The sequence below is a fragment of the Pseudomonas sp. LBUM1653 genome (assembly GCF_059716115.1).
This window is the reverse complement of sequence record NZ_CP166803.1, coordinates 2,819,151-2,843,722: the sequence shown is the minus strand read 5'-3', so window position 1 is coordinate 2,843,722 and position 24,572 is coordinate 2,819,151. Positions and strand designations below refer to the sequence as shown.

At 57.5% G+C, this 24,572-nt stretch carries 21 protein-coding genes, 1 pseudogene and 1 riboswitch; of the genes and pseudogenes, 16 read left to right on the top strand and 6 right to left on the bottom strand.

What is annotated here, in order from left to right; genetic code table 11:
• Window positions 1-146: 146 nt before the first annotated feature.
• The 4 genes from ACA054_RS12965 to ACA054_RS12950 are packed head-to-tail and all read left to right on the top strand — an operon-like array spanning window position 147 to window position 3,507.
• On the top strand, window positions 147-581 hold the full coding sequence (locus tag ACA054_RS12965; protein ID WP_497689734.1) for a hypothetical protein: 435 nt from the start codon (window positions 147-149) through the stop codon (window positions 579-581).
• Window positions 578-2,059, top strand: a complete 1,482-nt coding sequence (locus tag ACA054_RS12960; RefSeq protein WP_497689733.1) for an ATPase domain-containing protein — start codon at window positions 578-580, stop codon at window positions 2,057-2,059. The genes ACA054_RS12965 and ACA054_RS12960 overlap by 4 nt, the downstream gene beginning before the upstream one ends.
• Window positions 2,060-2,068: 9 nt before the next feature.
• On the top strand, window positions 2,069-3,091 hold the full coding sequence (locus tag ACA054_RS12955; protein WP_497689732.1) for a sensor histidine kinase: 1,023 nt from the start codon (window positions 2,069-2,071) through the stop codon (window positions 3,089-3,091).
• A gap of 35 nt (window positions 3,092-3,126) precedes the next feature.
• The gene (locus ACA054_RS12950) at window positions 3,127-3,507 is read left to right on the top strand and encodes a response regulator (RefSeq protein WP_497689731.1); all 381 of its coding nucleotides are present in this window, start codon (window positions 3,127-3,129) and stop codon (window positions 3,505-3,507) included.
• A 79-nt stretch (window positions 3,508-3,586) separates the two neighbouring features.
• On the opposite strand, the gene ACA054_RS12945 is transcribed toward ACA054_RS12950, so the two are convergent.
• Entirely contained in the window at window positions 3,587-4,783 is a 1,197-nt protein-coding gene (locus tag ACA054_RS12945) for a patatin-like phospholipase family protein (RefSeq protein WP_497689730.1), read from the bottom strand.
• A 281-nt stretch (window positions 4,784-5,064) separates the two neighbouring features.
• Between ACA054_RS12945 and ACA054_RS12940 the strand changes: the two genes are divergently transcribed.
• From ACA054_RS12940 to ACA054_RS12900, 9 genes are all read left to right on the top strand, one after another.
• Window positions 5,065-7,281: a TonB-dependent siderophore receptor gene (locus ACA054_RS12940; protein WP_497689729.1), complete on the top strand. Its 2,217-nt coding sequence runs from the start codon at window positions 5,065-5,067 to the stop codon at window positions 7,279-7,281.
• A 1,048-nt stretch (window positions 7,282-8,329) separates the two neighbouring features.
• Entirely contained in the window at window positions 8,330-9,502 is a 1,173-nt protein-coding gene (locus tag ACA054_RS12935; protein ID WP_497689728.1) for an acetyltransferase domain-containing protein, read from the top strand.
• A 33-nt stretch (window positions 9,503-9,535) separates the two neighbouring features.
• A riboswitch (cobalamin riboswitch) is annotated at window positions 9,536-9,730 on the top strand.
• Between the two features lie 144 nt (window positions 9,731-9,874).
• Entirely contained in the window at window positions 9,875-10,888 is a 1,014-nt protein-coding gene (locus ACA054_RS12930; protein ID WP_497689727.1) for an ABC transporter substrate-binding protein, read from the top strand.
• The gene (locus tag ACA054_RS12925) at window positions 10,885-11,901 is read left to right on the top strand and encodes a FecCD family ABC transporter permease (protein WP_497689726.1); all 1,017 of its coding nucleotides are present in this window, start codon (window positions 10,885-10,887) and stop codon (window positions 11,899-11,901) included. The genes ACA054_RS12930 and ACA054_RS12925 overlap by 4 nt, the downstream gene beginning before the upstream one ends.
• Window positions 11,898-12,689, top strand: a complete 792-nt coding sequence (locus tag ACA054_RS12920) for an ABC transporter ATP-binding protein (RefSeq protein WP_497689725.1) — start codon at window positions 11,898-11,900, stop codon at window positions 12,687-12,689. The genes ACA054_RS12925 and ACA054_RS12920 overlap by 4 nt, the downstream gene beginning before the upstream one ends.
• A gap of 20 nt (window positions 12,690-12,709) precedes the next feature.
• Window positions 12,710-14,044, top strand: coding sequence for an OprD family porin (locus ACA054_RS12915; protein ID WP_497689724.1), 1,335 nt, complete (start codon window positions 12,710-12,712; stop codon window positions 14,042-14,044).
• A 95-nt stretch (window positions 14,045-14,139) separates the two neighbouring features.
• Window positions 14,140-14,793 carry a hypothetical protein gene (locus tag ACA054_RS12910; protein ID WP_497689723.1) on the top strand — a complete coding sequence of 218 codons (654 nt, stop codon included), beginning with the start codon at window positions 14,140-14,142 and terminating at the stop codon, window positions 14,791-14,793.
• A 95-nt stretch (window positions 14,794-14,888) separates the two neighbouring features.
• The gene (locus ACA054_RS12905) at window positions 14,889-15,254 is read left to right on the top strand and encodes an avidin-fold protein (protein ID WP_497689722.1); all 366 of its coding nucleotides are present in this window, start codon (window positions 14,889-14,891) and stop codon (window positions 15,252-15,254) included.
• An 83-nt stretch (window positions 15,255-15,337) separates the two neighbouring features.
• Entirely contained in the window at window positions 15,338-15,733 is a 396-nt protein-coding gene (locus ACA054_RS12900) for a GFA family protein (RefSeq protein WP_497689721.1), read from the top strand.
• A 35-nt stretch (window positions 15,734-15,768) separates the two neighbouring features.
• Here the strand turns inward: ACA054_RS12900 and ACA054_RS12895 are convergent, their stop codons facing one another.
• Complete coding sequence (locus tag ACA054_RS12895) at window positions 15,769-16,227, bottom strand: winged helix-turn-helix transcriptional regulator (RefSeq protein WP_497690290.1); 459 nt, start codon at window positions 16,225-16,227, stop codon at window positions 15,769-15,771.
• Between the two features lie 100 nt (window positions 16,228-16,327).
• Between ACA054_RS12895 and ACA054_RS12890 the strand changes: the two genes are divergently transcribed.
• Window positions 16,328-17,602 (top strand): MFS transporter, encoded by a 1,275-nt coding sequence (locus ACA054_RS12890; RefSeq protein ID WP_497689720.1) that lies wholly within the window; start codon window positions 16,328-16,330, stop codon window positions 17,600-17,602.
• 19 nt (window positions 17,603-17,621) lie between these two features.
• On the opposite strand, the gene ACA054_RS12885 is transcribed toward ACA054_RS12890, so the two are convergent.
• Together ACA054_RS12885 and ACA054_RS12880 are read right to left on the bottom strand one after the other, a co-directional pair.
• Entirely contained in the window at window positions 17,622-18,053 is a 432-nt protein-coding gene (locus ACA054_RS12885) for a DNA methylase (RefSeq protein ID WP_497689719.1), read from the bottom strand.
• 62 nt (window positions 18,054-18,115) lie between these two features.
• Window positions 18,116-18,817, bottom strand: coding sequence for a glycosyltransferase family 2 protein (locus ACA054_RS12880; RefSeq protein ID WP_497689718.1), 702 nt, complete (start codon window positions 18,815-18,817; stop codon window positions 18,116-18,118).
• Window positions 18,818-19,122: 305 nt separating this feature from the next.
• Between ACA054_RS12880 and ACA054_RS12875 the strand changes: the two are divergent.
• Window positions 19,123-19,634 (top strand): annotated as a pseudogene (locus ACA054_RS12875) (YkgB family protein).
• Between the two features lie 45 nt (window positions 19,635-19,679).
• Here the strand turns inward: ACA054_RS12875 and ACA054_RS12870 are convergent.
• Window positions 19,680-20,525: a helix-turn-helix transcriptional regulator gene (locus tag ACA054_RS12870; RefSeq protein ID WP_497689717.1), complete on the bottom strand. Its 846-nt coding sequence runs from the start codon at window positions 20,523-20,525 to the stop codon at window positions 19,680-19,682.
• A gap of 361 nt (window positions 20,526-20,886) precedes the next feature.
• Between ACA054_RS12870 and ACA054_RS12865 the strand changes: the two genes are divergently transcribed.
• Window positions 20,887-22,350 (top strand): sensor histidine kinase, encoded by a 1,464-nt coding sequence (locus ACA054_RS12865; protein WP_497689716.1) that lies wholly within the window; start codon window positions 20,887-20,889, stop codon window positions 22,348-22,350.
• Here the strand turns inward: ACA054_RS12865 and ACA054_RS12860 are convergent.
• Window positions 22,347-23,750, bottom strand: coding sequence for a DHA2 family efflux MFS transporter permease subunit (locus ACA054_RS12860; protein WP_497689715.1), 1,404 nt, complete (start codon window positions 23,748-23,750; stop codon window positions 22,347-22,349). The genes ACA054_RS12865 and ACA054_RS12860 overlap by 4 nt on opposite strands.
• Between the last annotated feature and the right edge of the window lie 822 nt (window positions 23,751-24,572).

The following is a 24,572-nucleotide window of genomic DNA, read 5'->3' as shown; positions in this document are numbered from 1 at the left end:
TTTAGGACGGACTCGCAGCTTATGCCGGTTCAAACTTATAGGCTAAACCCATAGTCAAAGTGATCAGGAGACATGCACTCCCGAAAAAGCGCTGCCCCCCTTCGGTCCGTGTAAACTCCAGAGACACACATGGGAATCATTGAGCCATGCCTACGGAAAGCGAAGAGGGCCGCCGGATCGTTGCGTCCCTGGCGCTCCGGGTTGATCACATCGTTGACGATTGCCAGGTCGCCGAGGCGATCTTTGCGATGTTTCAAGATACAAACGCTGCTCTCGTTCCGATCATCGGCCCGAAAGGCGTCGCTGCACTCTATCGCCGTAGTCTTCACATCTGCACCACTGGGCATCCACGTCTGGCCACCATTTACATGGATCTGGCAGACCCTCTGGACCTGACAGACCTCAAATCCCTGCTCATCCAGCAAAATCGAACCGACGCCATATTCTTTGGCGAGGAATGCTTGAAAGCGCTTTACCAGTTGCTGGCCACGCTGATCGGCCCATCGCTTTCTACACGCCTGCTACTGGATGTGTGGGACAACAACTTGAGCGCCCCACCTGCGCAGGAAACTTCGCCATGAGTACCAAAGTGACAATCAACCGTTTGGCTACGGGCGTACCTGGGCTGGACGAGGTGCTGGGCGGAGGTTTGCCGGAGTTCTCCTTCAACCTCATTGCCGGCCCGCCTGGCTGCGGTAAAACCACCCTGGCGCATCAAATGATGTTCGCTCTGGCGACACCGGAACGTCCGGCACTGTTTTTTACCGTGCTGGGTGAACCCCCCCTGAAGATGCTGCGTTACCAACAGCAATTCGACTTTTTCGACAGCGAAGCGATCAACACATCGGTTCGTTACATCAACCTGGCGGACGATACCCTGGCGGGTAATCTGGACGAAGTATTGCGCCGCATCGTCGTCGAGGTGGAAAACCACACACCCGCCCTGGTGTTCGTCGACTCGTTCCGCTCTGTCGTGCTCGCCAGCCAGACCGAGGTCAACCCAAACAACAATCTGCCGCAGTTCGTTCAGCAACTGGGTATGTTGATGACCACCTGGCAAGCGACCACATTTTTGATTGGCGAATACTTCACCGAGACTGATACCAATCCCATTTTCACGGTGGCCGATGGCTTGATCTGGCTGCGCCAGAACGTGCAGCGCAATTCCATGGTGCGCAAGATGGAAATCATGAAGATGCGCGGCCAGCCTACCCTGCCGGGGCTGCACACCTTCCGCATTGCCGGTTCGGGGATTAAGGTCTTCCCGCCGGCCGGCGCGAGTGCCGCCAAAGCTTCGAATCCACTCACTAACGAGCAACCCGCTCGATTGAAAGTAGGCGTGCCGGGTCTTGATGAAATGCTCGGAGGTGGCCTGCCCAAAGGGTACTCGCTATTGGTTGCCGGTCCTTCCGGGTCAGGGAAAAGCTTACTGGCGTCGACATTCCTCGCCGAAGGTGCTCGCAATGGTGAAACCGGGGTCGTCGCGGTATTCGAGCAACGTCCTAATCACCTGCGTAATGCTGAACTCACCGCATTGATTCAAAATGGACAGGTCGGACTGGTGGAGAGCCACGCGGCAGATCTGTCCATCGATGAAATTGTCCAACTGTTGCTCACCGAGATCCGCCGCCTGGGAGCCAGCCGGGTGGTCATTGATTCACTCTCTGGCTTCGAACTGGCGGTGGCACCGACATTCCGCGACGACTTCCGCGAATCCTTGTCGCGCCTGATCACGGCATTGACCGGTGTCGGTGTCACGGTGCTGATGACCTCCGAGCTCGAAGACCGCTATACCGATCTGCGATTCAGCCCGTATGGTACAGCGTTCCTGACCGATGCCATCGTCGTTCAGCGTTATATCGAAGTTGACAGCCGCTTACTGCGCATCATGGGCGTGGTCAAGGTTCGGGCCAGCGCTCATTCGGATGAACTGCGTTTGTACCATATCGACGATAACGGTTTGCAGGTTGGAGAAATGCTTCACGGCCAGGAAGGTTTGTTGGGTGGACGGCCCAAAAAAACAGTCCTTACAGGACGTCCAGGAGATGACAATGATTGAGTTCCCGGTATGAGCGAAACCGACAGCAAGAACGAACGTGAGTTGGCAAATGCCGCCCACGAACTTTTATCGTTGGGTAAAAAAATCGTCAAGGCCCGGACTCTTCTGGTATCCCTGGAAAAAGAGCTGGTTGAAGTCAACAGTGAATTGAGAGACAGCCTGCAAACGGAGCGGCTGCTTGAGGCTAATCAACAATTAGTATTGTCGGTGCTCGGGGCGTTATCAGAGGCGCCAGCGCCTGCGGATGCAGAATTACCCGATTTATACCGGGAAACCCTTGAGGCAAACGAGCAGCTGGTTATTGCCGCCCTAAGCGCTCAAGACATGCAGGCCAAGGCCGAGCAGGCCTTGGCCCAGCAAAAAGGGGTTCTCGCCAAAGTGGCCCATGAGCTGCGCAATCCGTTGACGCCTATCAGCATGATTGCAGAGCGCATGGTCAGTATGCCCAGCGTCGAGCTGCCTCGAATGCGGACGCTGATTGAAAGCCAGATTCAACTTATGTCACGCATGGTCGAGGACTTGTTGGACGTGTCTCGCGTCAGTAGTGGCAAGCTGCGCCTCAATCGCAGCGATGTTGACATCATCCAGCTCATCTCTAATGCCATAGAGGCATGCCGCCCGATGATGCGGGCTAAAAATCTGCAGTTCAGTAGACGGTTTCCACATGAAACATTAGTCATTAATGTCGATTCCGTGCGCCTTACTCAAATCCTGCACAACCTTCTGACCAATGCCACCAAGTACACGCCAAACGAGGGCATCGTTGAGTTATCCGTGACGTTAGTACCCGACGAACTGACAATCACTGTTTCCGACAATGGCATCGGCATTAACGCACAAACACTTCCGTTCATATTTGATCCGTATGTGCAGGACGTAAAGGCCATAGGCTTCAACGGTTCCGGCTTGGGGATTGGCCTTACCGTGGTCCGTGAGTTGGTTGAAGCGCACGGTGGGAAGGTAATTGCCAGGAGCGAAGGTGAAAGCAAGGGCAGTGTATTTATTGTGACGTTACCGCTGGCACGTCCTTAACAGCTTTCCAATACTAATTAGAGGAGTACATAACAATGAACGCTCCCTCGGTACTTGTTCTCGAAGACGATAACCTTCTCAGGGTATTGCTCACAGAAATCATCGAAGACATCGGGGAAGTTGTCATCGCTTACGCGTCGGCCGATGAGGGAATGATTTTTCTGGAAAGCGCCCATCAACTTTGCCTGATCGTCAGTGATATAAACATGCCAGGCCTTTTGGACGGGTATGAGTTGAGCAAAATCGTGGCGCTCCGATGGCCTTCACTTCCCATGATATTGACGTCAGGAAAGGTGCCCAAGGTGCTTGAGCTTGGCCCCAATATCAGCTTTCTCGCCAAACCCTGGACGGCTGATGCAATGCTCAACTCAGTCCTGGACGTGCTAGGCCCACTCCAGAGATCTGGCCCACATTGAACTGGCGCTACCACTGACTTTCAATATTCGTGTGTTTCGATCAACCCGCTTGCAACAGAGATATAGGAGGATCAAGTCTCTATCGCGTACTCTCGTTCGGCGACGACTTATGCCACGGATAGCCCTTCGCGCTGAGTTGAAAGGCGTAATCGAATAAACGCTTCATGTACTCACCATCGAATTTGCGATTGTGCGCAAAGTCAAAGTCGGAGCCGATGTACGCAAGATTGAAGTCCGCTCCATCCTGCTGCGCCATACGGTAGATTCGCTCCAGGTCGCTGATCCCCTGAGTTTGAATCAATGCACTGATGGCTCGACCGCCGATGCTCAATGTACGGCGCTTCGTCCCGGACCACTGCGGCTCCAGTGTCCCATTACGAATGACATAGAAATGACGTTCGTGTCGCAAAGGTACGCCAGTGGCTCTGTTCAGCCCCACCAGGGTGCCCGGTGGGTAAAGAAACACTTGGGTGATGACGCCCCCGTCCACGTGCATTTCATGAAACTGTTTGCCGTCGACGTCGACATCGATCATGACGGGTGAGACTGCACCGGGAATACTCATCGACGCGATCATGATGTTGCGAAAGAGGTCTAGCGCTCCTGGCGCCCCACTTGCGGCAATAGCGCCCATGTTCCAGGTGACGGGTCGCCCTGAATCAAGGTCAGTTGTGCCGATCAGCAGAATTCTTCCCTTGGCGTATTCCGCCGCAATCGCCGCAAGAATCTGCACAGTGATGTATTTTGTGATTAGCCGTGACAGTGGCTTGCTGTCCGCTATGCCGTCGCTGGCGAGACGGGTCAGCACGTTTCGCGAATGGAAAATGTCTTTTGGACCGATCGCGTTGGAGACATACCGAATCACGCCGTCGTACTCCGGCCCCAGGTAAGCGAACGGGGCGACCAGGGCTCCCGCGCTAATGCCCGTGACGACCTTGAACATGGGTCTGGATCCATGGGTGGTCCATCCCGCAATCAGTCCCGCTGCGAATGCGCCTGCATCGCCGCCGCCCGAAACGGCCAGCATGCTTGCCAGCGGCAGGATATCGTTCGGCTTCCCGGCCTTGGCGAGCTCCTCGCTCTCACGTTTGTTGGCTTGAACCGCATCCTGAATGAACGGATTCAAGTCGTAGTCCAACCTGTAGCGAGCATTGGGAATGCCTGGGATGACCGCTTTTTCCGTCAAGTTTGGCGGAACAGCGTCACGGCGTGGCAGGCACGCTTGCAGGAACGTGTCCAGAGGTGAGGCGCCAGGTCTGAGCGGGAATGGTTTCAAAACGCGTCCTCCGGCTCCCGCAGTCGACAGCAAGCGCGCTCATCGTACCCGCGAAAGTCCTTACCCAGGGTGCCCGAGATGACTACAGGCCAGCCGACCGTGACCCGTCACTCGAATGCAGGTCGCTCATTTTGCGCTCCTTTACATGATAAAAAAAATCATTGGGCAACAAGTGTTTAGTTATCAATCACATTTGCGTATGATATTGATTCTCAAATAACACCGCCAAATGTGAGTTCCGCATGTCCGCCCCAATCCTCCCGTGTTCACCCGACTCCGTTATGCCGCGCGCGCCTCTGGCACTGCGCCCCCTGGCTCTCGCAGTGCACATGCTTGCAGCCGGTATCGCCTTCGTTGCGCCCTGCCTGCAAGCGACGGAACAGACTGAACAGGCAGAGACGGGAAGCTCTGTTACCTTGGCGCCTATCGCTATCACCGAGACTGCTACAGGCGAACGCAGCGCCATCACGGAAGATACCCACTCCTACACGACAGACGCCGCACGCACGGCCACGCCGTTGAGCATGTCACTGCGCGAGACGCCGCAGTCGGTCAGCGTCGTCACCCAGCAGCGCATACAAGACCAGGATCTGAAAACCATCCTCGACGTGGTCAATAATGCCACCGGTGTGTCGGTCAACCGCTACGAGACCAGCCGGGCGCAGTTCAACGCCCGGGGCTTTGAGCTCAACTCGCTGATGATCGATGGCGTACCCACCATCTTCGAGCAGCCATGGAGTTCGGGGGAGGTTTTCAGCAGCCTGGCCATGTATGACCGCGTTGAAATAGTGCGTGGTGCCAACGGTCTAATGACCGGTGCGGGCGACCCTTCGGCGACCATCAACATGGTGCGCAAGCGCGCCAGCAGCACGGATTTGAAGGGCTCGCTGGAATTGAGCGCCGGCACTTGGGACACCTATGGCGTGGAGGCCGATGTCTCCAGCGCACTTAACTCCGAAGGCACTGTGCGTGGGCGCCTCGTTGCGGAGACCAACGAAGGCGACACCTGGATCGACATGAACTCGACCAAGCGCCAGACCCTCTACGGCACAATGGACATCGACCTTACGCCCGACACCACGCTGTGGTTTGGTTTGAGCCGGCAAGAAAGCAACGCTGACTCGCCGATGTGGGGTGGCCTGCCCGTCTGGTACGCAGACGGCGACCGCACCAACTGGAGTCGCTCCAAGACCACCTCCGCCGACTGGAGCAAGTGGGACACCACCTTTGAAACCTACTTCGTCAATCTTGATCACCGCTTTGCCAACGACTGGCAAGTCAACCTCAGCTACAACCGTGGCGAGCGCACCGGCGACTCGTCCCTGCTGTACCTGTCCGGCAATCCAGGCCGCAACGGTAGCTCGGGCATGTTTTCGTTCCCGGCGACCTACAAGACCGAGACTACCCAGGACGACTACGGCATCCGCTTCAATGGCCCGCTCTCGTTCCTGGGTCGTGAGCACGAATTGGCCTTCGGTTATGTGGACAGCAAGCAGAAGTTCGACGCCGATTCACTCGACGCGCAAACAGGCTTTGACGGTGTCGCCAATTTCGATGCCTACAACGGCCATTTCCCCGAGCCGATCTGGGGCCCGAGGACCGACTACGGCTACAGCGAGACCCGCCAGAAGGGACTGTACGCAGCAACCCGGCTGAACGTGACCGACGATTTGAAAGTGATTCTTGGGGCGCGTGAAAGTTGGTACGAGAAGACCAGCGATGACATTTTCTCGGAAGTGAGCAAGGTCGATGTCGATCATGAGCTGACGCCCTATGCCGGCGTCGTCTATGACCTCACCGACAACCTCTCTGCTTATGCCAGCTACACGGAAATCTTCCTGCCGCAATCGGTACGCGACAGCAGCGGCCAGGTATTGGAGCCGATCGTTGGCGAGAGCACAGAGCTCGGTCTCAAGGGTGAGTACTTCGGTGGCCGCCTGAACGCCTCCGCGGCGATTTTCCAGATCAAGCAGGACAATCTGGGGCAGAACACCGGCGAGCTGATCGATCCTTCGAACCCTGTCGGCGGCTTCGCCTACGAGGCCAGTGAAGGCGCGACCAGCAAGGGTTTCGAGCTGGAAGTTTCCGGCGAACTCGCGACGGACTGGAATGCCTCGCTGGGTTACACCCAGTTCAAGGCTGAAGACGCCCACGGCGACGACGTCAACACGCTGTACCCGACCAAGTTGCTGCGCACCTTTACCACCTACCGTCTGCCAGGTGCTTTCAACAGGCTGACCATTGGCGGCGGGGTCAACTGGCAGGACTCGATCTACACCTACGCCACCAACCCGGCAGGCAATTCCGAGAAGATCCAGCAGGATGCCTATGCCCTGGTCAACCTGATGGCTCGCTACGAAATCACCGAAAACCTCTCGGCCCAGGTGAATGCCGACAACGTCACCGACCAGAAGTACTTCGACATCTTCGATGCCTACGGTGCCTTGACGTATGGCGCACCGCGTAGCATTACCGCTTCCGCGAAGTATCGCTTCTAAGGCAGCGGACCGGGTGATATTGCTACCCGAGATGAACGCGACGAAGACAGCACAACACCGGCAGTGTTGCAATGCTGTTCACTTAAGAATGGGGTTTTATTTAAGAACTGGATTGGGGGGATATCCATTGCTGCGGTAACGGCCACTTTTGGTTTCGCCCTTACTGTAGGAGCGAGCATGCTCGCGAAAAACCTGAGAGCACCGGGGGGTGTCAGGCTCCCCGCGTCATCGTTGACCTCCATCGCGAGCATGCTCGCTCCTACAGGGGTCGCCGCGATGGGCCGTCCCTGGCCCAGCGCGGCTAAACCGGCGTCCTGCCGGTTTACCCACTGCGCAATGCCTGCGTTCGGCCATCGTGGTTTAACGGGGCGCCCAAATCTAAAGCCAAAGCGAGGCGGCCTGACAGCCGACCTGACTTTTGCGGATACCCCCAATCCCCTGTGGGAGCGAGCCTGCTCGCGATGGACGTCAACGATAACGCGCCCTGTCTGCATGAACGCGTTGTCTGGAAGTCCATCGCGAGCAGGCTCGCTCCCACAGTTGGATCGCGGACAGACCTGCAATCAGGTCGGCTATCAGGCCGCTTCGCTTTTGCTTTGGCTTTTGATTTTCTTGCCCCATCGAGAGGCTTCGTTCCGGCCCAGCGCGGCGGGCTCTGTAGGAGCGAGCATGCTCCGGGCGGCGTTCCGACGAAAAACCTGAGAGCACCGCGGGGTGTCAGGCTCCCCGCGTCATTGTTGACCACCATCGTCGGAACGCCGCCCGGAGCATGCTCGCTCCTACAGGCTCTTCCAAGTGACTCGCTGTAAAAGCGAAACCATAAGTGGCCGTTACCGCAGCAACGGATATACACCCAATCCAAATATGCACCAGCAGCCCCCAACCCAAAGTGAACAGCATTACGGCAGTGTTGTGCTTTTTGTTTTGCAGCACCACGACACTCGTAGAAAACAAGCCCACAAGCCAAGATTATATGTTACGTTATATCAATACATTAACCGTCGGTTGTTTACCGACAGAGTGATCCACTCCCTGCCTGCGACTTTCAATGACAAACATTGTTCAACCCCCGCCCGCCACCAGCCTAAACCAACGCCTGATGTCCATCGATGCCCTCAGGGGCTTGGTGATCCTGTTCATGCTGCTGGATCACGTGCGCGAGACGTTCTTTCTGCACCGCCAGGTCGCTGACCCGATGCTCATCGACAGCACTGAACCGACGTTGTTTTTCAGCCGGACACTCGCCCATTTATGTGCGCCGGTGTTCGTGCTTCTCACTGGACTGTCCGCTTACCTGTACGGCGAAAAGCACCAGGGCAAGAACGATGTATCGATGTTCCTGTTCAAGCGTGGCCTGTTCCTGGTTGTGCTGGAGTTCACCCTGGTGAATTTCGCCTGGACCTTCCAGCTCCCGCCCACCGTGATCTACCTGCAGGTGATCTGGGCGATTGGTGTCAGCATGATTGCCCTCGCCGCACTGGTCTGGCTTCCTCGGCCAATCCTGTGTGTGGTGGGCCTGGTCATCGTCGGCGGGCACAACCTGCTCGATCCCCTGCACTTCCCGGTCGGATCGGCGCTGCATCTGCCTTGGGCCATTTTGCATGATCGCGGCTGGATCGAATTCTCCGACAACTTGCGCCTGCGCAGCTCCTATCCCGTGCTGCCGTGGATCGGGGTCATCGCCCTGGGTTACTGCATCGGCCCCTGGTTCGCACGCTCAACCTCGGCCGCCGTGCGTCAGCGCTATCTGTTGCTGGCCGGGGCCGGCGCATTGATCGGCTTCATCGCCCTGCGCCTGGTCAACGGTTATGGCGAGGCGCATTGGGTGGTCCATGAAAGCATTACGCACAGCCTCATGAGTTTCTTCAACATCACCAAATACCCACCTTCCCTGCTGTTCCTGTGTCTGACGCTAGGCGTAGGGCTGTTGCTGCTGCTTGGCTTTGAGCGGGCCCGGCAACACAAGTGGATCAGCACCCTGGCGGTATTTGGTGCGGCGCCGATGTTCTTCTACCTGCTCCATCTTTATGTGCTGAAAATGCTGTATCTGCTCAGCGTGGCGTCGTTCGGCTTGAACCAGGGCGACTACTTCGGCTTCGACGGCATGTGGGCTGTGTGGCTGACGGCCGTGCTCCTGGCTGCATCGCTGTATCTACCGGTGCGCTGGTTCGCTGCATTGAAGGCGCGTCGTCGCGATATCGGCTGGCTCAAATACTTCTGATCAGTAGATGGGTTCGCCTCGGGCGGCATGATCGACTACCATGCCGCCGCCGGTTCCCAAACGGGATTAATAGGGAATCCGTGATGCTGCCAACGCATCAAACGGAACTGCCCCCGCAACTGTAGGTGCCGAGCCTGCTCCTGAACTGCCACTGGGATCGATTCCCGGGAAGGCTGGAGCACGCCATGACGCATCAGTCAGGAGACCTGCCGGCCAAGCAACAATCACTAACCGGCGGGGTGTCCGGGAAGGACATCCTTGCGCGCGCCACTCAGGTGATCGGCCTTGCACTGCTTTTTCGGCAGCGCTCGATGATGTGTTTTCCAGACCTTGCACCCTTGCTGCGTGTACGGTTCAAATGGAGATTGCATCATGCTGTTGCCGCGCTTTTTCGCCCTCGTCACAGGCCTGGGTGTTTGTTCCCTCGCCTATGCCTCCCCGACTCATTACCCGCTGACGATTGAAAACTGCGGCAGCCCACTGACGTTCGCGCAGGCCCCTGCCCGGGCTGTGACGATCGGCCAGGCCGGCACCGAAATGCTTTTTGCCCTCGGACTTGGCGACAAACTGGTCGGTACTTCGCTGTGGTTCAATGATGTGCTGGGTCAGTACAAGGTGCAAAACGACAAGATCGAACGCCTGGCCGATAACGAGCCGAGTTTCGAGTCGGTGATCGGCAAGCGCCCGGAACTGGTCGCCGTCGAGCTGGAATGGATGGTCGGCCCGCAAGGCGCAGTCGCTACCCGCGAGCAGTTTCACGAACTGCAGATTCCAACCTATCTCATGCCCTCGGACTGCGAGTCCAAGGACAACCTGGTCGGCGCCGACGGCACCCGCCTGCAGCCATTTCGTATTGAAAGCATCTACAAGAGCATCACCCAGCTGGCTGAGATTTTTGATGTCCAGGCGCGTGCGCAGCAGCTGAACGCGCAGCTGCAGGCCAGCCTGGCCAAGTCCATCGCCTCGGTGCAAGACAAAGACCTCAAGCACACCAGCGCGCTGGTCTGGTTTTCCAGTGCCAGCCTGGATATCGATCCCTATGTCGCCGGGCACAAGGGCATTCCCGACTTCATGCTGGGCACCTTGGGCGTGCGCAATGTGGTGCAGTCCGACGAAGAGTGGCCAACCGTTGGCTGGGAAACCATCGCCAAGGCCAACCCGACGTTCCTGGTCATCGCCCGCATGGATCGCCGTCGTTTCCCGGCTGATGACTATCAAAAGAAGCTGGAATTCCTGCGTAGCGATCCTGTGACCCGCAACATGGATGCCGTGAAAAGCAACCGCATCATTATCCTCGACGCCATGGCCATGCAGGCCAGCGTGAGAATGTTCGACGGTCTCGAATCGCTGGCGACGGCCATCAACAGCTACGACCTGCCGAAATGACCGTGACGCTGATTCGTACTCTGCTTGCACTGGTGGCGCTGCTTCTGGCCGTGATTGCCGGCGTGGCCATCGGTGAAACCCGCATCGAACCCGGTGTGGTGTTCCAGGTGCTGGCCAACAAACTGTGGGCGGCCGGGTATGCTCTCGATCCCATCGACGAGGGCATCGTCTGGAACTACCGCCTGACTCGCGCGCTGGTGGCGGCGGCTTGCGGGGCGGGCCTGGCGACCTGCGGAGTGATCCTGCAATCGCTGCTGCGTAACCCGTTGGCCGATCCCTACCTGCTCGGCATTTCTGCGGGGGCCTCGACGGGCGCGGTGCTGGTGGCGTTGCTGGGCTTGGGTGCCGGAGCGATTTCGATGTCGGTCGGGGCGTTTGCCGGCGCCGTTGCTGCCTTCGCCGTCGTTGTGTTGCTGGGCCGCGCCAGCGGTTCGCCTGGCAGTACCGGGCAGATCATCCTGGCGGGGATTGCCGGTTCGCAACTGTTCAATGCGCTCACGGCGTTCCTGATCACCAAGTCGGCCAGTTCCGAACAGGCTCGCGGCATCATGTTCTGGTTGCTGGGCAATCTCAGTGGCGTGCGCTGGCCATCGGTGTGGCTGGCCGTACCGGTTGCGCTAGCCGGTCTGGCGGTTTGCCTGTGGCACCGGCGTGCGCTGGATGCCTTCACCTTTGGCGCCGACTCCGCGGCCTCGCTCGGCATTGCGGTACGGCCTGTGCAATTTCTGTTGATCAGTTGTGCCGCCCTGGTGACGGCGGTGATGGTGTCGATTGTCGGCTCCATCGGTTTCGTTGGGCTGGTCATACCCCACGCCGCCAGGCTGTTGCTGGGCACTCGGCATACGCGGCTGCTGCCGGCCAGTGCGCTGGGGGGTGCAGTGTTCCTGATTGGCGCGGATGTTCTGTCCCGGACGCTGATCAAGGGCCAGGTGATTCCGGTCGGCGTGATTACGGCATTGGTCGGCGCGCCGGTGTTCGCGCTGATCCTGGTCGGTCGGAGGAATGCCCGATGAATGCTATTGCCCCTGTTATCGACGAAGCCGTGCTGAGTTGTTCCAGCCTCGGATTCCATATCCGCGATGTTGAATTACTGCACGAGATCCACCTGGACATTCGTCGGGGCGAGACCCTGGGCCTTGTCGGGCCCAACGGTTCAGGAAAATCCACGCTGCTCAAACTGCTGGCCGGCGTGCGCCTCCCCAGCCGGGGAGCCATCCATCTCAACGGCGAAAGCCTCAAGACACTGTCACGGCGAACCATCGCACAAACCCTGGCGGTGGTTGAACAGCAAGCCGACACACTGGATGCGATCAGTGTGTTCGATGCCGTGGCCCTGGGCCGAACGCCGTGGCTGTCGGCCTTGAGTCCATGGTCGAAGGCGGACGATGACATCGTCCATCAAGCCTTGCGTGACGTTGATGCGACGCATCTGAGCAGGCGCACCTGGCGTAGCCTTTCTGGCGGCGAGCGTCAGCGCGTACATATCGCTCGCTCCCTGGCGCAGCGCCCGCAGATCCTGTTGCTGGACGAACCGACCAATCACCTGGATATCCAGCACCAGCTGGCGATTTTGCACGCGGTTCACGCGCTGCCCGTGACCACCGTGATTGCCCTGCACGACCTCAACCAGGCACTCACCTGTGATCGTTTGGCTGTGCTGGAAAAGGGACGCCTGGTGGCCCTTGGCAAACCGCTCGAAGTGTTGACCCCACAACGCCTTCTGGACACGTTCGGTGTCCACGCGCACTACCTCATTGACCCGTTTGACGGAGCGTACATCCTGCGCTTGCGCTCTTCCTGATTCGTTTGTGGACACCCAATATGCATACCCGATCAGCCTTTCTCCTCGCCCTGGCAAGTCCACTCGCACTCGCTGATTCGGCTCAATCGCAATCCAATGGATTTATCCAGGACAGCACCTGGAGCGTGCTCAATCGCACGGTTTACGACCATCGCGAGTACCGAAATGGCGCCCGCAACAACGCTGCGCGCAATGCCTACAAACCGCGTGACGAGCGAAATGGCTACGCCGAAGAATGGGCCTACGGGCTGATGGGTACGGTGCAATCGGGCTTCACTCATGGCCTGATCGGGGTGGGTATGGATGCGCATGCCTATCTCGGCACACAACTGGACAGCGGCGGTGGCCGCGCAGGGAAAGCGCGCTTGCTCGCTCTCGACAACCAGGGCCATCCGAAGGACGCGTTCAGCCGCGGCGGTGCGGCGGTCAAACTTCGCCTGTCGTCGACAGTCCTGAGCTATGGCGAGCAGCGCGTGAAAACCCCGGTATTCAGTTCGTCCGATAGCCGCCTGCTTGCGGAGACCGCCACCGGCGTGTTCCTCTCCAGCAACGAGTTCGAGGCACTGAAGCTGGTCGCAGGACATTTCACCGAAAGTACCGATCGAAATGCCAGCAGTCATGACCAGGGCTTCGTGGTCAACTATTCCAACGCCGTGAAAGGCAATGCCTTCGATCTCGCGGGCATGGTCTTCACACCGGGAAAGAAACTGAACGTCAGCGTCTATACCTCTCGCTATGCGGACACCTGGAACCAGCATTACCTGGGCGGCACCTTCATCCAGCCGCTGGATGAAAGGCGCTCGTTGACACTCAACCTGAACCTGTACCGAACCACTGATGAGGGCCAGTCGTTATCCGGCAGGATCGACAACACCACCTGGAGCCTGATGTCCACTTACACCCAAGGCCCGCATGGCTTTAGCCTCGGTTATCAGAAGGTGGATGCACACACGCCGTTTGACTACGTCACCCGCGGTGCGATCTTTATCAGCAACGCCGTGCAGTTGTCGGACTTCAACGCACCCAATGAACAGTCCTGGCAAGCTCGCTACGATCTGGATGTCACCCCCTGGGGGTTACCGGGCCTGTCCATGAGCGCCGCTTATGTACGCGGCAGCCAAATCGATGGCAGCCATGTCGACCCGCAAGGCGGCTATGCCTATCTGGGTTATGGCGAAGGCGGCAAACATTGGGAACGTGACCTGCAGGTGCGCTATGTGGTGCAAGGTGGCGTGGCGAAAGGCACCACCCTGTCGTTGCAACACAATGTACATCGGGGCAATACGGCCCAGGCAGAACTGGACACGGACCAGATACGCCTGGCTGTGGAGTACCCACTGACAGGAAGGTTCTGAGCCTGTTGGCGGCCAACTCCCTGGACAGAAACCACGTAAACCCCCGATGCTTTGGGACTTACCAGGATGGCGCAATTAATGGAGCAGTCATAACGATGATTTTGGTTGTTGAAGGTATCAGCGCCAGCGGGAAAACCACTTGGTGCGCCAAGCATGGAGGGCAGCATGTCATTCCTGAAAACGGCCGCTTTGAAAACGAGCCGGATCGGATAAAGGATCCAGTCGGAGCAGCCATTTTTTGGGCAGAGCGAAACGTGGATCGCTGGCAAAAAGCGTTGGCCATGGAAGACTTTTCTTCGTGGGCTTTGTGTGACAGTGACCCTCTCAAGCTCCACTACATTTGGTGCCTTTGGCAGATCGGCGAGGCGAGCGAACACGACTGGCGAGTAGAGTTGGACGCCACAAGAGAAACCATTGCACAAGGACGTATTGGCTTTGCTGACTGTTACATTGTTGGCCGCATAGATCCTCAACTCGCGCGAGAACGAGCCAAAGCAGACACCACCCGCCGACGGAATAGATTCGAGTTACACGTGCGCCTCCAACAGGCTCTGCTGACCTGGTACTCAGCCATGGATGAAGTGCTTCCCGGCAGAGTGCGATTCGGGTTTCCTGCAAAAATGCCCACCGTAGAAAACCTTGATGGACGATATTCGGTAACGGCCTTTGATCAAATGATCGCATCGCTTCCCGGAAAAAATCAGCCCTCTTGCCGACAGGAGTTTGCGAGGCTGATGCAGAGAACGTGAATTGATGTGACGTTTGAGGGAGAAAGGTAGACGAGTATCGGGTTAGGATAATCGAACGCTGGAATGGACCCTCTCGACTAAAGGACGCGACATTTATGGAAATCCCCTTTTCTCAAATCAACGAGCGTTTGCACAATCGACGATTTACGGTAGCGGGCAACGCCCACGGGCTATCCGGTGCAGGCACGGTTTTTCATTACCATGTCGAGGGAGATGCCGTTTCGGGTACCTACCAAGGCGGCAAGATCCGCATGGGCAATCAAGTCGGCCGCGTGACAGGCCCCGATACCATCGAGCTTCTTTTTCATTGCCTGACTACGGAGGGTGAGATTCTGTCCGGCTGGTCTCGTGGCACGGTAGGCGTTGATCAGGCGGGACGTACCACGCTGTCCTTTGTATGGGGTTGGCTGTCCGGTGCGACTGGAGGTGGGGAGTCGAGCTACGTCGAGCTTACTGCGTAGCAAACAACTGGCGGCGGCGCCGTCAGACTGCGAAAAGCCATGCAAGCGATGATCTTCGCACTGTTACAAAACCGGAGGATGAATTGAAAGGAAGCTGCGCTTGTGGGGCTGTAGGCTATGAGATCGATAGCATTGATATGCCAATCAGCCATTGTCACTGTAGTACCTGCCGCAAGACCCATGCCGCTGCTTACGTCTCCACGGCTGGAGTGTTGAGAGAGCATTTCAGGTGGACACGAGGCCTGGACGCATTGAGGGCTTTCGAGTCATCTCCCGGGAAGCTCCGACAGTTCTGCTCCCTCTGCGGATCGCACCTTGTGGCTGAGCGTAACGGCTCAAACGCGATGATCGTGCGCGTGGCGACGTTGGACGAGGATCCTGGCTCCAGGCCCGAATATCACATCTGGACGGAGCAGGACGTAGCGTGGCTGAATGGGGAAGGTCTGCCAGGATACTCAAAATGGCAGCCCGGGCGATGATAGAAAGTTTGCTTGGCCAGATCACATCTGCAGATTCACAACTGGCCATCAACCAGCCTCACCCTGTGGCAATCAGCGGGTCCCACTTTCTGCCCGCTTGCTGAGCGCACCTCAATCGGCATCAGTGGCTGGCCGGACGCGTTGTCCAACAGCACGGAACGGTTCTCCTGCGGTTCGAACAGAAAACGTTCGCCCCACTGCCTCATGCTGACCACAACCGGAAAGATCTCCCGTCCTTTTTCCGTCAGCACGTACTCCTTGTAGGCGCTGCCATCCGACGCCGGTCGAACATCGAATATCCCGACCTCGACCAGCGTCTTCAGTCGCGATGCCAGAATATTCTTGGCCACGCCCAGACTCTTTTGAAATTCGCTGAATCGGCGAATGTCGTCGAAAGCGTCGCGGATGATCATGAGCGACCAGCGATCGCCGATGACCTCCAGTGTTCTTGCTACCGGGCATTCGCTGCCTTGCGGTGAAACGTCGTCGCCCATTTTTTTACCCTTGCGGAATGTGGTTGCAATTTGAAACCTGATGCGGCAACAATGGAATCCAGTTTTCAATTGCAACCAGCTTAACGCCATGGAGGCGCGCATGACAGCAGATACCGATTCAGCCACCCAATGTCTGGTCAGGCAGCCTTCGCAAATATCGCCTGCGGGAAGTGGAGAGAGCAGCAGGATCGACCGCGCACCAGGGCTTTCGCCGTCGCTCAGGCTATTGTTTTCCATCACCTGCGCGCTTGCAGTAGCCAACGTTTACTTCGCGCAGCCGTTACTCGATTCCATGGCCCAGAGCCTGGGCGTGGCCTCATCAATGATCGGGGTTGTGGTAACGGCCACTCAGGTGGGTTACGCGCTGGGGTTGCTGTTCATCGTCCCGTTGGGGGATCTGGTAAACCGCAAGCGGCTGATTCTGACGCAAGTACTGCTGTCTGCGGTGGCGCTCGCGGCGGTCGGTGCTGCACAGCAATGGCTGGCCCTGTTGGCTGCAATGATCGTAATGGGCTTGCTGGCAGTGGTGGTTCAGGTGCTTGTGGCATACGCCGCCATGTTGGCAACGCCAACGCAACGCGGACATGCAGTGGGGACGGTAACCAGTGGAATCGTCCTGGGCATTCTCCTGGCGCGGTTTACCTCTGGCCTGATTGCCGACATTGCCGGCTGGCGCGCTGTGTACTTTGTGTCCTCAGGACTGATGCTGACCATCGCTGCGGTGCTGTGGAAAGTGGTGCCTGTCACCATGTCTCCAAGGCATCAAGAATCCTACCTCGCGCTCGTCGGTTCGCTGTTCAAACTGTTCATCACCGAGCGCACTTTGCGCGCCAGGGGCCTGCTGGCCCTACTGATCTTTGCCGCTTTTTCCGTGTTATGGACAGCCATGGTGCTGCCCTTGAGCGCCCCGCCGCTGTCGCTTTCACACACGGCCATCGGCCTGTTTGGCCTGGCCGGCGTCGCCGGTGCCCTGGCGGCCAGGAGAGCCGGTCGCTGGGCCGATCAAGGCCTGGGGCAACGGGTGACCGGCATTTCGCTGGGGCTCCTGACGCTGTCCTGGTTGCCCATCACGTTTGCCGAGACGTCCCTGATCGCGCTGGTCTGCGGCGTCGTCCTGCTCGACTTTGCGGTGCAGGCAGTACACGTCAGCAACCAGAGCATCATCTTCGCTGCACGCCCCGACGCGCAAAGTCGCATGGTCGGCGCCTACATGTGCTTCTACTCGGTCGGCAGCGCGCTGGGCGCCGCCGCCGCGACCCAGGTTTATGCGCTATGGGGCTGGACGGCCGTCAGCCTGCTGGGCGCCTTGATCAGCGCAAGTGCCCTGTTTGTCTGGGTTTTCATATCTCATCTGTCAACGGCCAATCAAGGATGATCGAAACCCACTGGCAGTTTCAAAAAATCACCTTACCCACCTCCCGCATAAAGATCTCTATGGTCTTGGGGCCAATCCCTTCGAAAGCAGCAAGGCGTTTCTCAAACGCCTGACGATCAGCACTGGTCGCCACGATGTTGCTCACCTTTCCAGCGTATTCGTGGTTGAGTTTTTGAGCTAACGCCAACAGCCGGGACGCCGTGGTTTCGTCATAGCGCACGTAATGAGCTTCACCGAGCATCGCAACCAGTTCGCGGTGAGTGCAGTGGGCGAGCTTTCGCGGCGTATCACGCTGGTGTTGATCCACGATCACCTGGTAGGCCTTTGCGGCAATTGCTCCCTGGATTCGCTTGCCCATCAGAAAGCTGGCGATCAACCACCTGAACAACCCCTGTTCGTTCGCGTCGTCGAGACTGATTTGCAAATCCTTCGCGCTGATGAGTTTGGACATTGGGCGCCTCTCCACACACTTCGGACAACGCAATCACAGCGGTTTTTCTGCTGTCTCTCGATTCAAGGAGCAACGCCAGCATTCACTTGCGGATTGAGTACGGGCAGTCCAAGTGAAGCGCCAAGAGAGGCGAGATATTCGCCAAAGCCGCCACGACATTTGTAGTCCCTTCGGGCGCTAGTCACCACCGGGTTCGTCGCCGTCCAAACGATGCGAGCGCCGATCCTTTCAAGATCAGCTATCAGGTGCACGTCTTCATGGGCGACAAGATGCTGAAATCCTCCGGCATTCCGATAGGCTTCGGCGCTGAGTCCGAGATTGGCTCCGTGGATATGGCGATGGTTCTCGATGAACTGGTACGACTCGAGATACCTGGAGCGCACCAAGGTGCCATGCTCGTTCCAACTGTCGACTTCGACCGTTCCACATACCGCATCAGCCTTGAACTCGATCTGGCGAGCAAGCCAATCGTGCGGAACGACTGTATCGGCATCTGTGAACGCAAGCCATTGTGCTCCGGCGCTTAGTAATTTCTGCGCGCCAGTCGCCCTGGCCTTCCCCACATTCTGAAAAGAGACGTCGAGTTTCGCTACGCTTTGCGCCGAAACCAATCGACCTGTGTTGTCCGAACATTCATCCAGGACGACAAGTACCGTGACCAACTGCCCACGAAGGCCTGGATGCCTGGCGGCCAGCCCAACAGATGCCAGGCAGTTGGTGATGTGTTTTTCTTCGTTATGGGCAGGAATCACAACACCGATCATTGGCATTCTCTCGTTCTGGCAAAGTGTGAGGACTCCAGCTATCGACACTGCGCTGCAAAAGAAGGTTTAAAGAATCTGGGGTGTCGCGACGCTTGGGCCTCACTTCAAGCCATCCGCCTGGACATACACAAACCGTCGGCCTTGGCGTGGAACTCACATGCAATGAGTCAAGACGATCTGCACTGAACGCAATACGTTCAGACGCCACGAGCGTGGAATCAAAGGCAACACTGTCTGCACTCCCAACGCACACCGCGCCGGGTTGCTGATTAGCGTTCCTCACCACACTCCTGGAAGCCTTGATCATGAAAACCTTAAGCATCGAGAACGGCAGAACCAACAACGTACAAACCCCTTCAACGCTCGGGATCAAAATCATGGCGCTTGGCACCTACGGTGCCTACTTTGCGCTCGCGGTTATTTACTTCTGGTTCGGCGGGATGAAGTTCACGCACTACGAAGCCGTCGGGCTGGTTCCGCTGGTCAGTAACAGCCCTTTCCTGGGTTGGGTTTATGACTATTTCAGTGTCGATACCTTCTCCAGTCTGCTCGGCATCCTGGAGGTCTCGATCGGTGTCCTGATTGCGGGTCGATTGCTGTCACACCCAAGCTTTCATTGATCGGCGGTGCGCTGTCTGCCGGACTGTTCTTCACCACCTTGAGCTTCATGTTCTCGACCCCCGGCGTGATTGAACCCGGCCTCGGTTTTCCAGGCATTACGGTCGCGCCGGGCCAGTTTCTTCTCAAAGACATCGGGTTGCTTGCCGCATCGATATTTGTGGCCGGCCACTCCCTGACTGAGTTGCAAAGCCGTTGAACCGATGATCGACCTTGCGCAATGGCCTGAAGCAGTTCGATGTTTTCAGGCCATTGCCCCATCATCTTCACCTGCCAGATCTTTCATCCAGTCCCGCGGGCTGTAGCCCGTCTTGCGTCGAAACGCGCGCGCCAGTGCCGAAGGACTTTCATAGCCGACCTCGGCGGCGATCAGCGTGATCGACCGCCCTTCACGCAGACGCTTCTGCGCCAGGCTGATACGCCAACTCAACAGATACTCGGCAGGCGTCTGCCCGATAACGGCCCGGAAATGCACGGCGTAGGCTGCGCGAGACATGTTCGACTCGCTCGCCAGTTGCGCAATTGACCAGGCACGCTCCGGTGAGTTGTGAATCTGTACCAGAGAGCGTGCCAACCGCGAATCCGCCAGTCCAGCCATCATTCCGGTACGCAACTGTTGGTGATCAAGCAGATGCCGAAACAACAGGATGATCAACAGTTCGAACAAGCGCTCCAGCGCTGCCTCCCTGCCACAATGCGCGCCAGCCGCCTCGCCGAACATCCATTTCAGCATATCGGCCAGCATGGGCAGCTCATCCAGGGACAGCACCAGGCAATCAGGTAACGAAGCCGCCAACGGGTTATCGACCCCGCCCTCAAACTCCATTGACGCACACAACAATTGAGCGCCCTCGGACTCACCGGCAAACAGTTGATGCCGACTGGGGCGTGGCATGAAAATCAGGCTGGGCCGGGTCAGCAGCACGTCCTTGCGATCGGGGCCCAGCAAGGTGACGCTTCCCGCCTGCAGCAGGTGGATATAACCACGCTGTTCAGCGCCATCGTAGGACGCCAGGCCGCACAGTCTGCCGTTGTAAAAAAGGTTTGCGCGCACGCCGAACTGCGACAACAAGGTAGACAAGCGATCCATGGGCGATCTCTTGGCGGGACATAGACGCTCAGATCATAGCACCGACGGTTTGCGCTCCGACGTGGTTCAAATGCTGTACTTCCTGGCTGGTCCATCTGCGCCTGAAGCGACGGGCCGCTTCACGCTGTGATGCAACCTGTTTGACCTCGGGGGGCGCGCAACCGCTATCCCACACTCAGGGGAAATTATCCCCAAATATGGGGTGCAACACTCGTTTCGTGCTTAGCGTTTTCCTGGCGAAATGGTTGCAAGGTGCACCGACCAAGCGCGGCGTTGCATTGGCATGGATACTGCTGTTCACCCAAGGCTTAGTTGAGAGGTTGAAGCTGCTGGAACGCAGCATACCCAAGGAGTACTCCCTATGCCTGCAATCGACGTATTGTATAAACGCTTCCACCCTGGAACAGTTGACTCGATTGCACCCACTAAACAATTCAATCTGCTGCGATGGTTTTCGATCGTCAGTTTCCTTCTCATCAGTGTGATAGCTTTCGGGGTGGGCTCTTGGTCGACAAGATTCCTGGTCGCCGAAAGCCTTGAACGCGATGCACTGATGTCAGCACAGTTCATCCAGACCATAGCGAAAGGTGAGATACGTCATCACGGACTTGCAGGAATGCAGATCGGGGAGGTTCTGGCATTCGCTCAAGATGAGACGATGCCAGAAGACAAGAAGCAGAGCGAACAGGAAATTAGCTTCGAATTCCTGGACTATCTTGCGCATCTCCCAAACTCGCTCCTGATCAACATCTATTCCCCACTTAGAACAGTCGTCTGGTCAACCAACCAGAAGCTGGTGGGGCGCGCCGTTTCGAATGACGAGCTTGAACAGGCATTCAGTTCCAAAGAACGGATATCCACTAAATACAGCAATGTCGACGCAGACCGCAGCGAACAGAAATTCTTGCACCCACCGAAAAAGTTCTTCATCGAAAGTTACATCCCTCTTGTCGATGATAAGGGAAACATTCTGGCGGTGGTTGAAATCTACAGGGAGCCAGTCGACCTGATTGAACGCCTCAACCACGGGCACTGGATAATCTGGCTGTCCACCATGGGTGGTCTGCTTTTTTACTTTGGGATTTACTGGATTGCTCGACGAATATCGATTCAGTTGGCGTCACAAGAAGCTCAAGTCGTTGCCAACAAGACCTATGTTGGCTTGGGCGAAATGTCCACGGCCGTCGCCCATAGCCTTCGCAACCCCCTGGCCTGCATCCGTTCAAGCGCAGAATTGGCAAATGAGATGGAGGGCCAGCCTGCAAAGAAGCAGATCGACGATATTGTCAGCCAGGTGGATCGGATGTCGCGGTGGGTGCAGGAATTGCTCCTGTGTCTTGGCCCGATCCGCGGAGAGGCAGAACTGGTAGATCCGATGCAGATGGTACAGGCCACCCTCAACAGCTTCAGCGCGCAATTGAGTCAATCAAAAATCCAGGTCGAGTTCAAAAATGAGCCCATGCCCCGGATAATCAGCAATCCGCTTTTACTCTCGCAGATTTTAAGAAGCGTCATTGCCAATGCCATAGAGGCGATGCCGGCAGCAGGAAAACTGAACATTCAGGCTAGTGTGGATGAAGCCCATCAATGGCTGAATCTCACCATTGGCGACACCGGCGGTGGATCTTCACGGCAACAGGAAATAATGGCCTGCAAATCTTTCTACACCACCAGGCAAGGCAGGCTGGGGATTGGATTGATCATGGTGAAGCAGATCATGGAAAGCTTCGGCGGCGAAGCGAGTCTGACAATTCATGAAAAACAGGGAACCTCCATGCACTTGAGATTCAGGGTTCAGGACAGGAGAGCCAATGCACCGCGCTAATCCTTGGCTCGTGCACGTTGCAACACCGACTCCCCCGCCTGTGGCGGCAGTCGCAGGTTGTCCAGCAAAGCGATGGCCGCAATCACCGCCACACACACGAATGTCAGCTGGAAGTCGACAGTCTCGGCGTGCCCTGCCGTGCCATGGATGTTCATGGCAAGGGGTAGCAGCAACGCACCGATGGCCACCCCCATCGCCATGCTCAACTGGAAGAACATGCTGAACAAGGTTGAAGCGTCGCTCATCTGTTCTTTAGGTATTTCGGCAAACGCCAGTGTGTTGAACACGGTGAACTGCATGGAGCGCGACAAGCCACCGACGAACAGGATGAACAGAATCAGCGCTGGACTCATGCGCTCATCCAGCAACGCACACGCCGCTATCGCCAGTACGCCAAGGACGCCGTTGACCATCAGCACCGGACGAAATCCCCAACGCTGCATCACCGCTGTAGTGAAGGGTTTCATCGCCAGATTGCCGGCAAATACCGCCAATACCAGCAGCCCCGCATCGAACGCAGAAAGTCCGAAAGCCAGTTGAAACATCAGCGGCAGGAGAAACGGCAAGGTGCTGATGGCAATCCGGAAAATCGAGCCTCCGCACAGGCAGACGTTGAAGGTACGAATAGCTGTCACACCCAGCGCCAATAGCGGGTGCGCATGCCGACGCATATGTCGCCAGGCAAACACGCCGATAACCAAACCGGCACCACTCAGTGCCAGGTCTTGCAAAACATCGTCACGACTTTGCCCGAGCATCTCCACGCCATACAACAATGCAGCGCTGGATATACCGACCAGCAGAAAGCCACTGAAATCGAAAGTTCTGGAACTGACGTCGTCCCGTTTGGGAAGCAAGGTCAAGGCGGCAATCAGGGCTAGCACGCCCAAAGGCAAATTGAGGAAGAAAATCCACGGCCAGGAAGCGTGGGTAACAATGAAACCGCCCACGGGAGGCCCGAGTACCGGAGCGACCAGACCGGGCCAGGTAATAAATGATATCGCACGCACCAGGTCTTTCTTCTCGGTGGTACGAAGCACCGCCAAGCGCCCCACCGGTACCATCATCGCGCCGCTGATACCCTGCAGCACCCGCGCGGCGACAAAGGTTTCCAGGCTTGCACTCAACCCGCACATCAACGAAGACAGGGTGAACAGGACGATCGCCGAACTGAAGACAAGGCGCGAACCGAAGCGATCTGCCAACCAGCCGCTGATGGGAATGAACACAGCCACGGCAAGCATGTAGGCGCTCATGCCAATGTTCACGTCCACCGCCGCGACGCCAAACGTCCTGGCCATGTCAGGCAACGCGGTAGCGATCACTGTGGCGTCGAGGTTCTCCATGAAGAACGTGACCGCTACCAATAGAGCAATCCATGTTGAGCGGCGTTGAGACATTGGTCATTCCTGGTCGACTGCGTCGTTGCTCGACACTGTACGTTAGCAATAATGACCCGGGGAGTTTGGATTGGGTGAATATCCGTTGCTGCGGTAACGGCCACTTATGGTTCCGCTCTTACAGCGGGTCACTTGGAAGAGCCCCAAGTAACCAAGGGCTCTTGCCCCTGGCGTTCGGTGCCTCGCTAAGGCTCGGCATGCCCTCGCTCCGGTCCTGCTCCGTGGGCCCGCCGCGATGGGCCATCCTTGGCCCAGCGCGGCTAACCCGGCATCCATGCCGGGTTACCCACTGCGCAGAACCTCCACTCGGCCTCTCGAGGGGGCAAGAAAATCAAAAGCCAGAGCAAAAGCGAGGCGGCCTGACAGCCGACCTGATTGCAGGTCTGTCCGCGATGTGATCGTTCCCACGCGCAGCAAAGGAATGCCGCCAGGGACGCTCCGCGTTCCGCTGACGACGCATGACGTGAGCCATGCGCAATGGTGACGCGGAGCGTCACAGGATGCATTCCCACGCGGAGCGTGGGAACGATCAACGTGCTCACTTGAAATCAGGTCGGCTGTCAGGCCGCCTCGCTTTTGTTTTTGATCTGGGCGCCCCGTTAAACCACGATGGCCGAACGCAGGCATTGCGTAGTGGGTAAACCGGCAGGACGCCGGTTTAGCCGCGCTGGGCCAGGGACGGCCCATCGCGGCGACCCACGGAGCAATGCCTTCGTTACGGCATGCCGAGCCCTAGCGAGGCACCGAGTGGTGGGGCAAGAGCCTTTTGCTTACTTTTCGCTGGGCCGGCATTCCGGCGTTTGGAAAAGTGAGTCGCCGTAA

Bases quoted from the DNA above. Each gene is read 5' to 3' on its own strand.
- ACA054_RS12965 (WP_497689734.1), top strand. From the start codon at position 147: ATGCCTACGGAAAGCGAAGAGGGCCGCCGGATCGTTGCGTCCCTGGCG.
- ACA054_RS12960 (WP_497689733.1), top strand. From the start codon at position 578: ATGAGTACCAAAGTGACAATCAACCGTTTGGCTACGGGCGTACCTGGG.
- ACA054_RS12955 (WP_497689732.1), top strand. From the start codon at position 2,069: ATGAGCGAAACCGACAGCAAGAACGAACGTGAGTTGGCAAATGCCGCC.
- ACA054_RS12950 (WP_497689731.1), top strand. From the start codon at position 3,127: ATGAACGCTCCCTCGGTACTTGTTCTCGAAGACGATAACCTTCTCAGG.
- ACA054_RS12940 (WP_497689729.1), top strand. From the start codon at position 5,065: ATGCCGCGCGCGCCTCTGGCACTGCGCCCCCTGGCTCTCGCAGTGCAC.
- ACA054_RS12935 (WP_497689728.1), top strand. From the start codon at position 8,330: ATGACAAACATTGTTCAACCCCCGCCCGCCACCAGCCTAAACCAACGC.
- ACA054_RS12930 (WP_497689727.1), top strand. From the start codon at position 9,875: ATGCTGTTGCCGCGCTTTTTCGCCCTCGTCACAGGCCTGGGTGTTTGT.
- ACA054_RS12925 (WP_497689726.1), top strand. From the start codon at position 10,885: ATGACCGTGACGCTGATTCGTACTCTGCTTGCACTGGTGGCGCTGCTT.
- ACA054_RS12920 (WP_497689725.1), top strand. From the start codon at position 11,898: ATGAATGCTATTGCCCCTGTTATCGACGAAGCCGTGCTGAGTTGTTCC.
- ACA054_RS12915 (WP_497689724.1), top strand. From the start codon at position 12,710: ATGCATACCCGATCAGCCTTTCTCCTCGCCCTGGCAAGTCCACTCGCA.
- ACA054_RS12910 (WP_497689723.1), top strand. From the start codon at position 14,140: ATGATTTTGGTTGTTGAAGGTATCAGCGCCAGCGGGAAAACCACTTGG.
- ACA054_RS12905 (WP_497689722.1), top strand. From the start codon at position 14,889: ATGGAAATCCCCTTTTCTCAAATCAACGAGCGTTTGCACAATCGACGA.
- ACA054_RS12895 (WP_497690290.1), bottom strand. From the start codon at position 16,227: ATGGGCGACGACGTTTCACCGCAAGGCAGCGAATGCCCGGTAGCAAGA.
- ACA054_RS12890 (WP_497689720.1), top strand. From the start codon at position 16,328: ATGACAGCAGATACCGATTCAGCCACCCAATGTCTGGTCAGGCAGCCT.
- ACA054_RS12885 (WP_497689719.1), bottom strand. From the start codon at position 18,053: ATGTCCAAACTCATCAGCGCGAAGGATTTGCAAATCAGTCTCGACGAC.
- ACA054_RS12880 (WP_497689718.1), bottom strand. From the start codon at position 18,817: ATGATCGGTGTTGTGATTCCTGCCCATAACGAAGAAAAACACATCACC.
- ACA054_RS12870 (WP_497689717.1), bottom strand. From the start codon at position 20,525: ATGGATCGCTTGTCTACCTTGTTGTCGCAGTTCGGCGTGCGCGCAAAC.
- ACA054_RS12865 (WP_497689716.1), top strand. From the start codon at position 20,887: ATGCCTGCAATCGACGTATTGTATAAACGCTTCCACCCTGGAACAGTT.
- ACA054_RS12860 (WP_497689715.1), bottom strand. From the start codon at position 23,750: ATGTCTCAACGCCGCTCAACATGGATTGCTCTATTGGTAGCGGTCACG.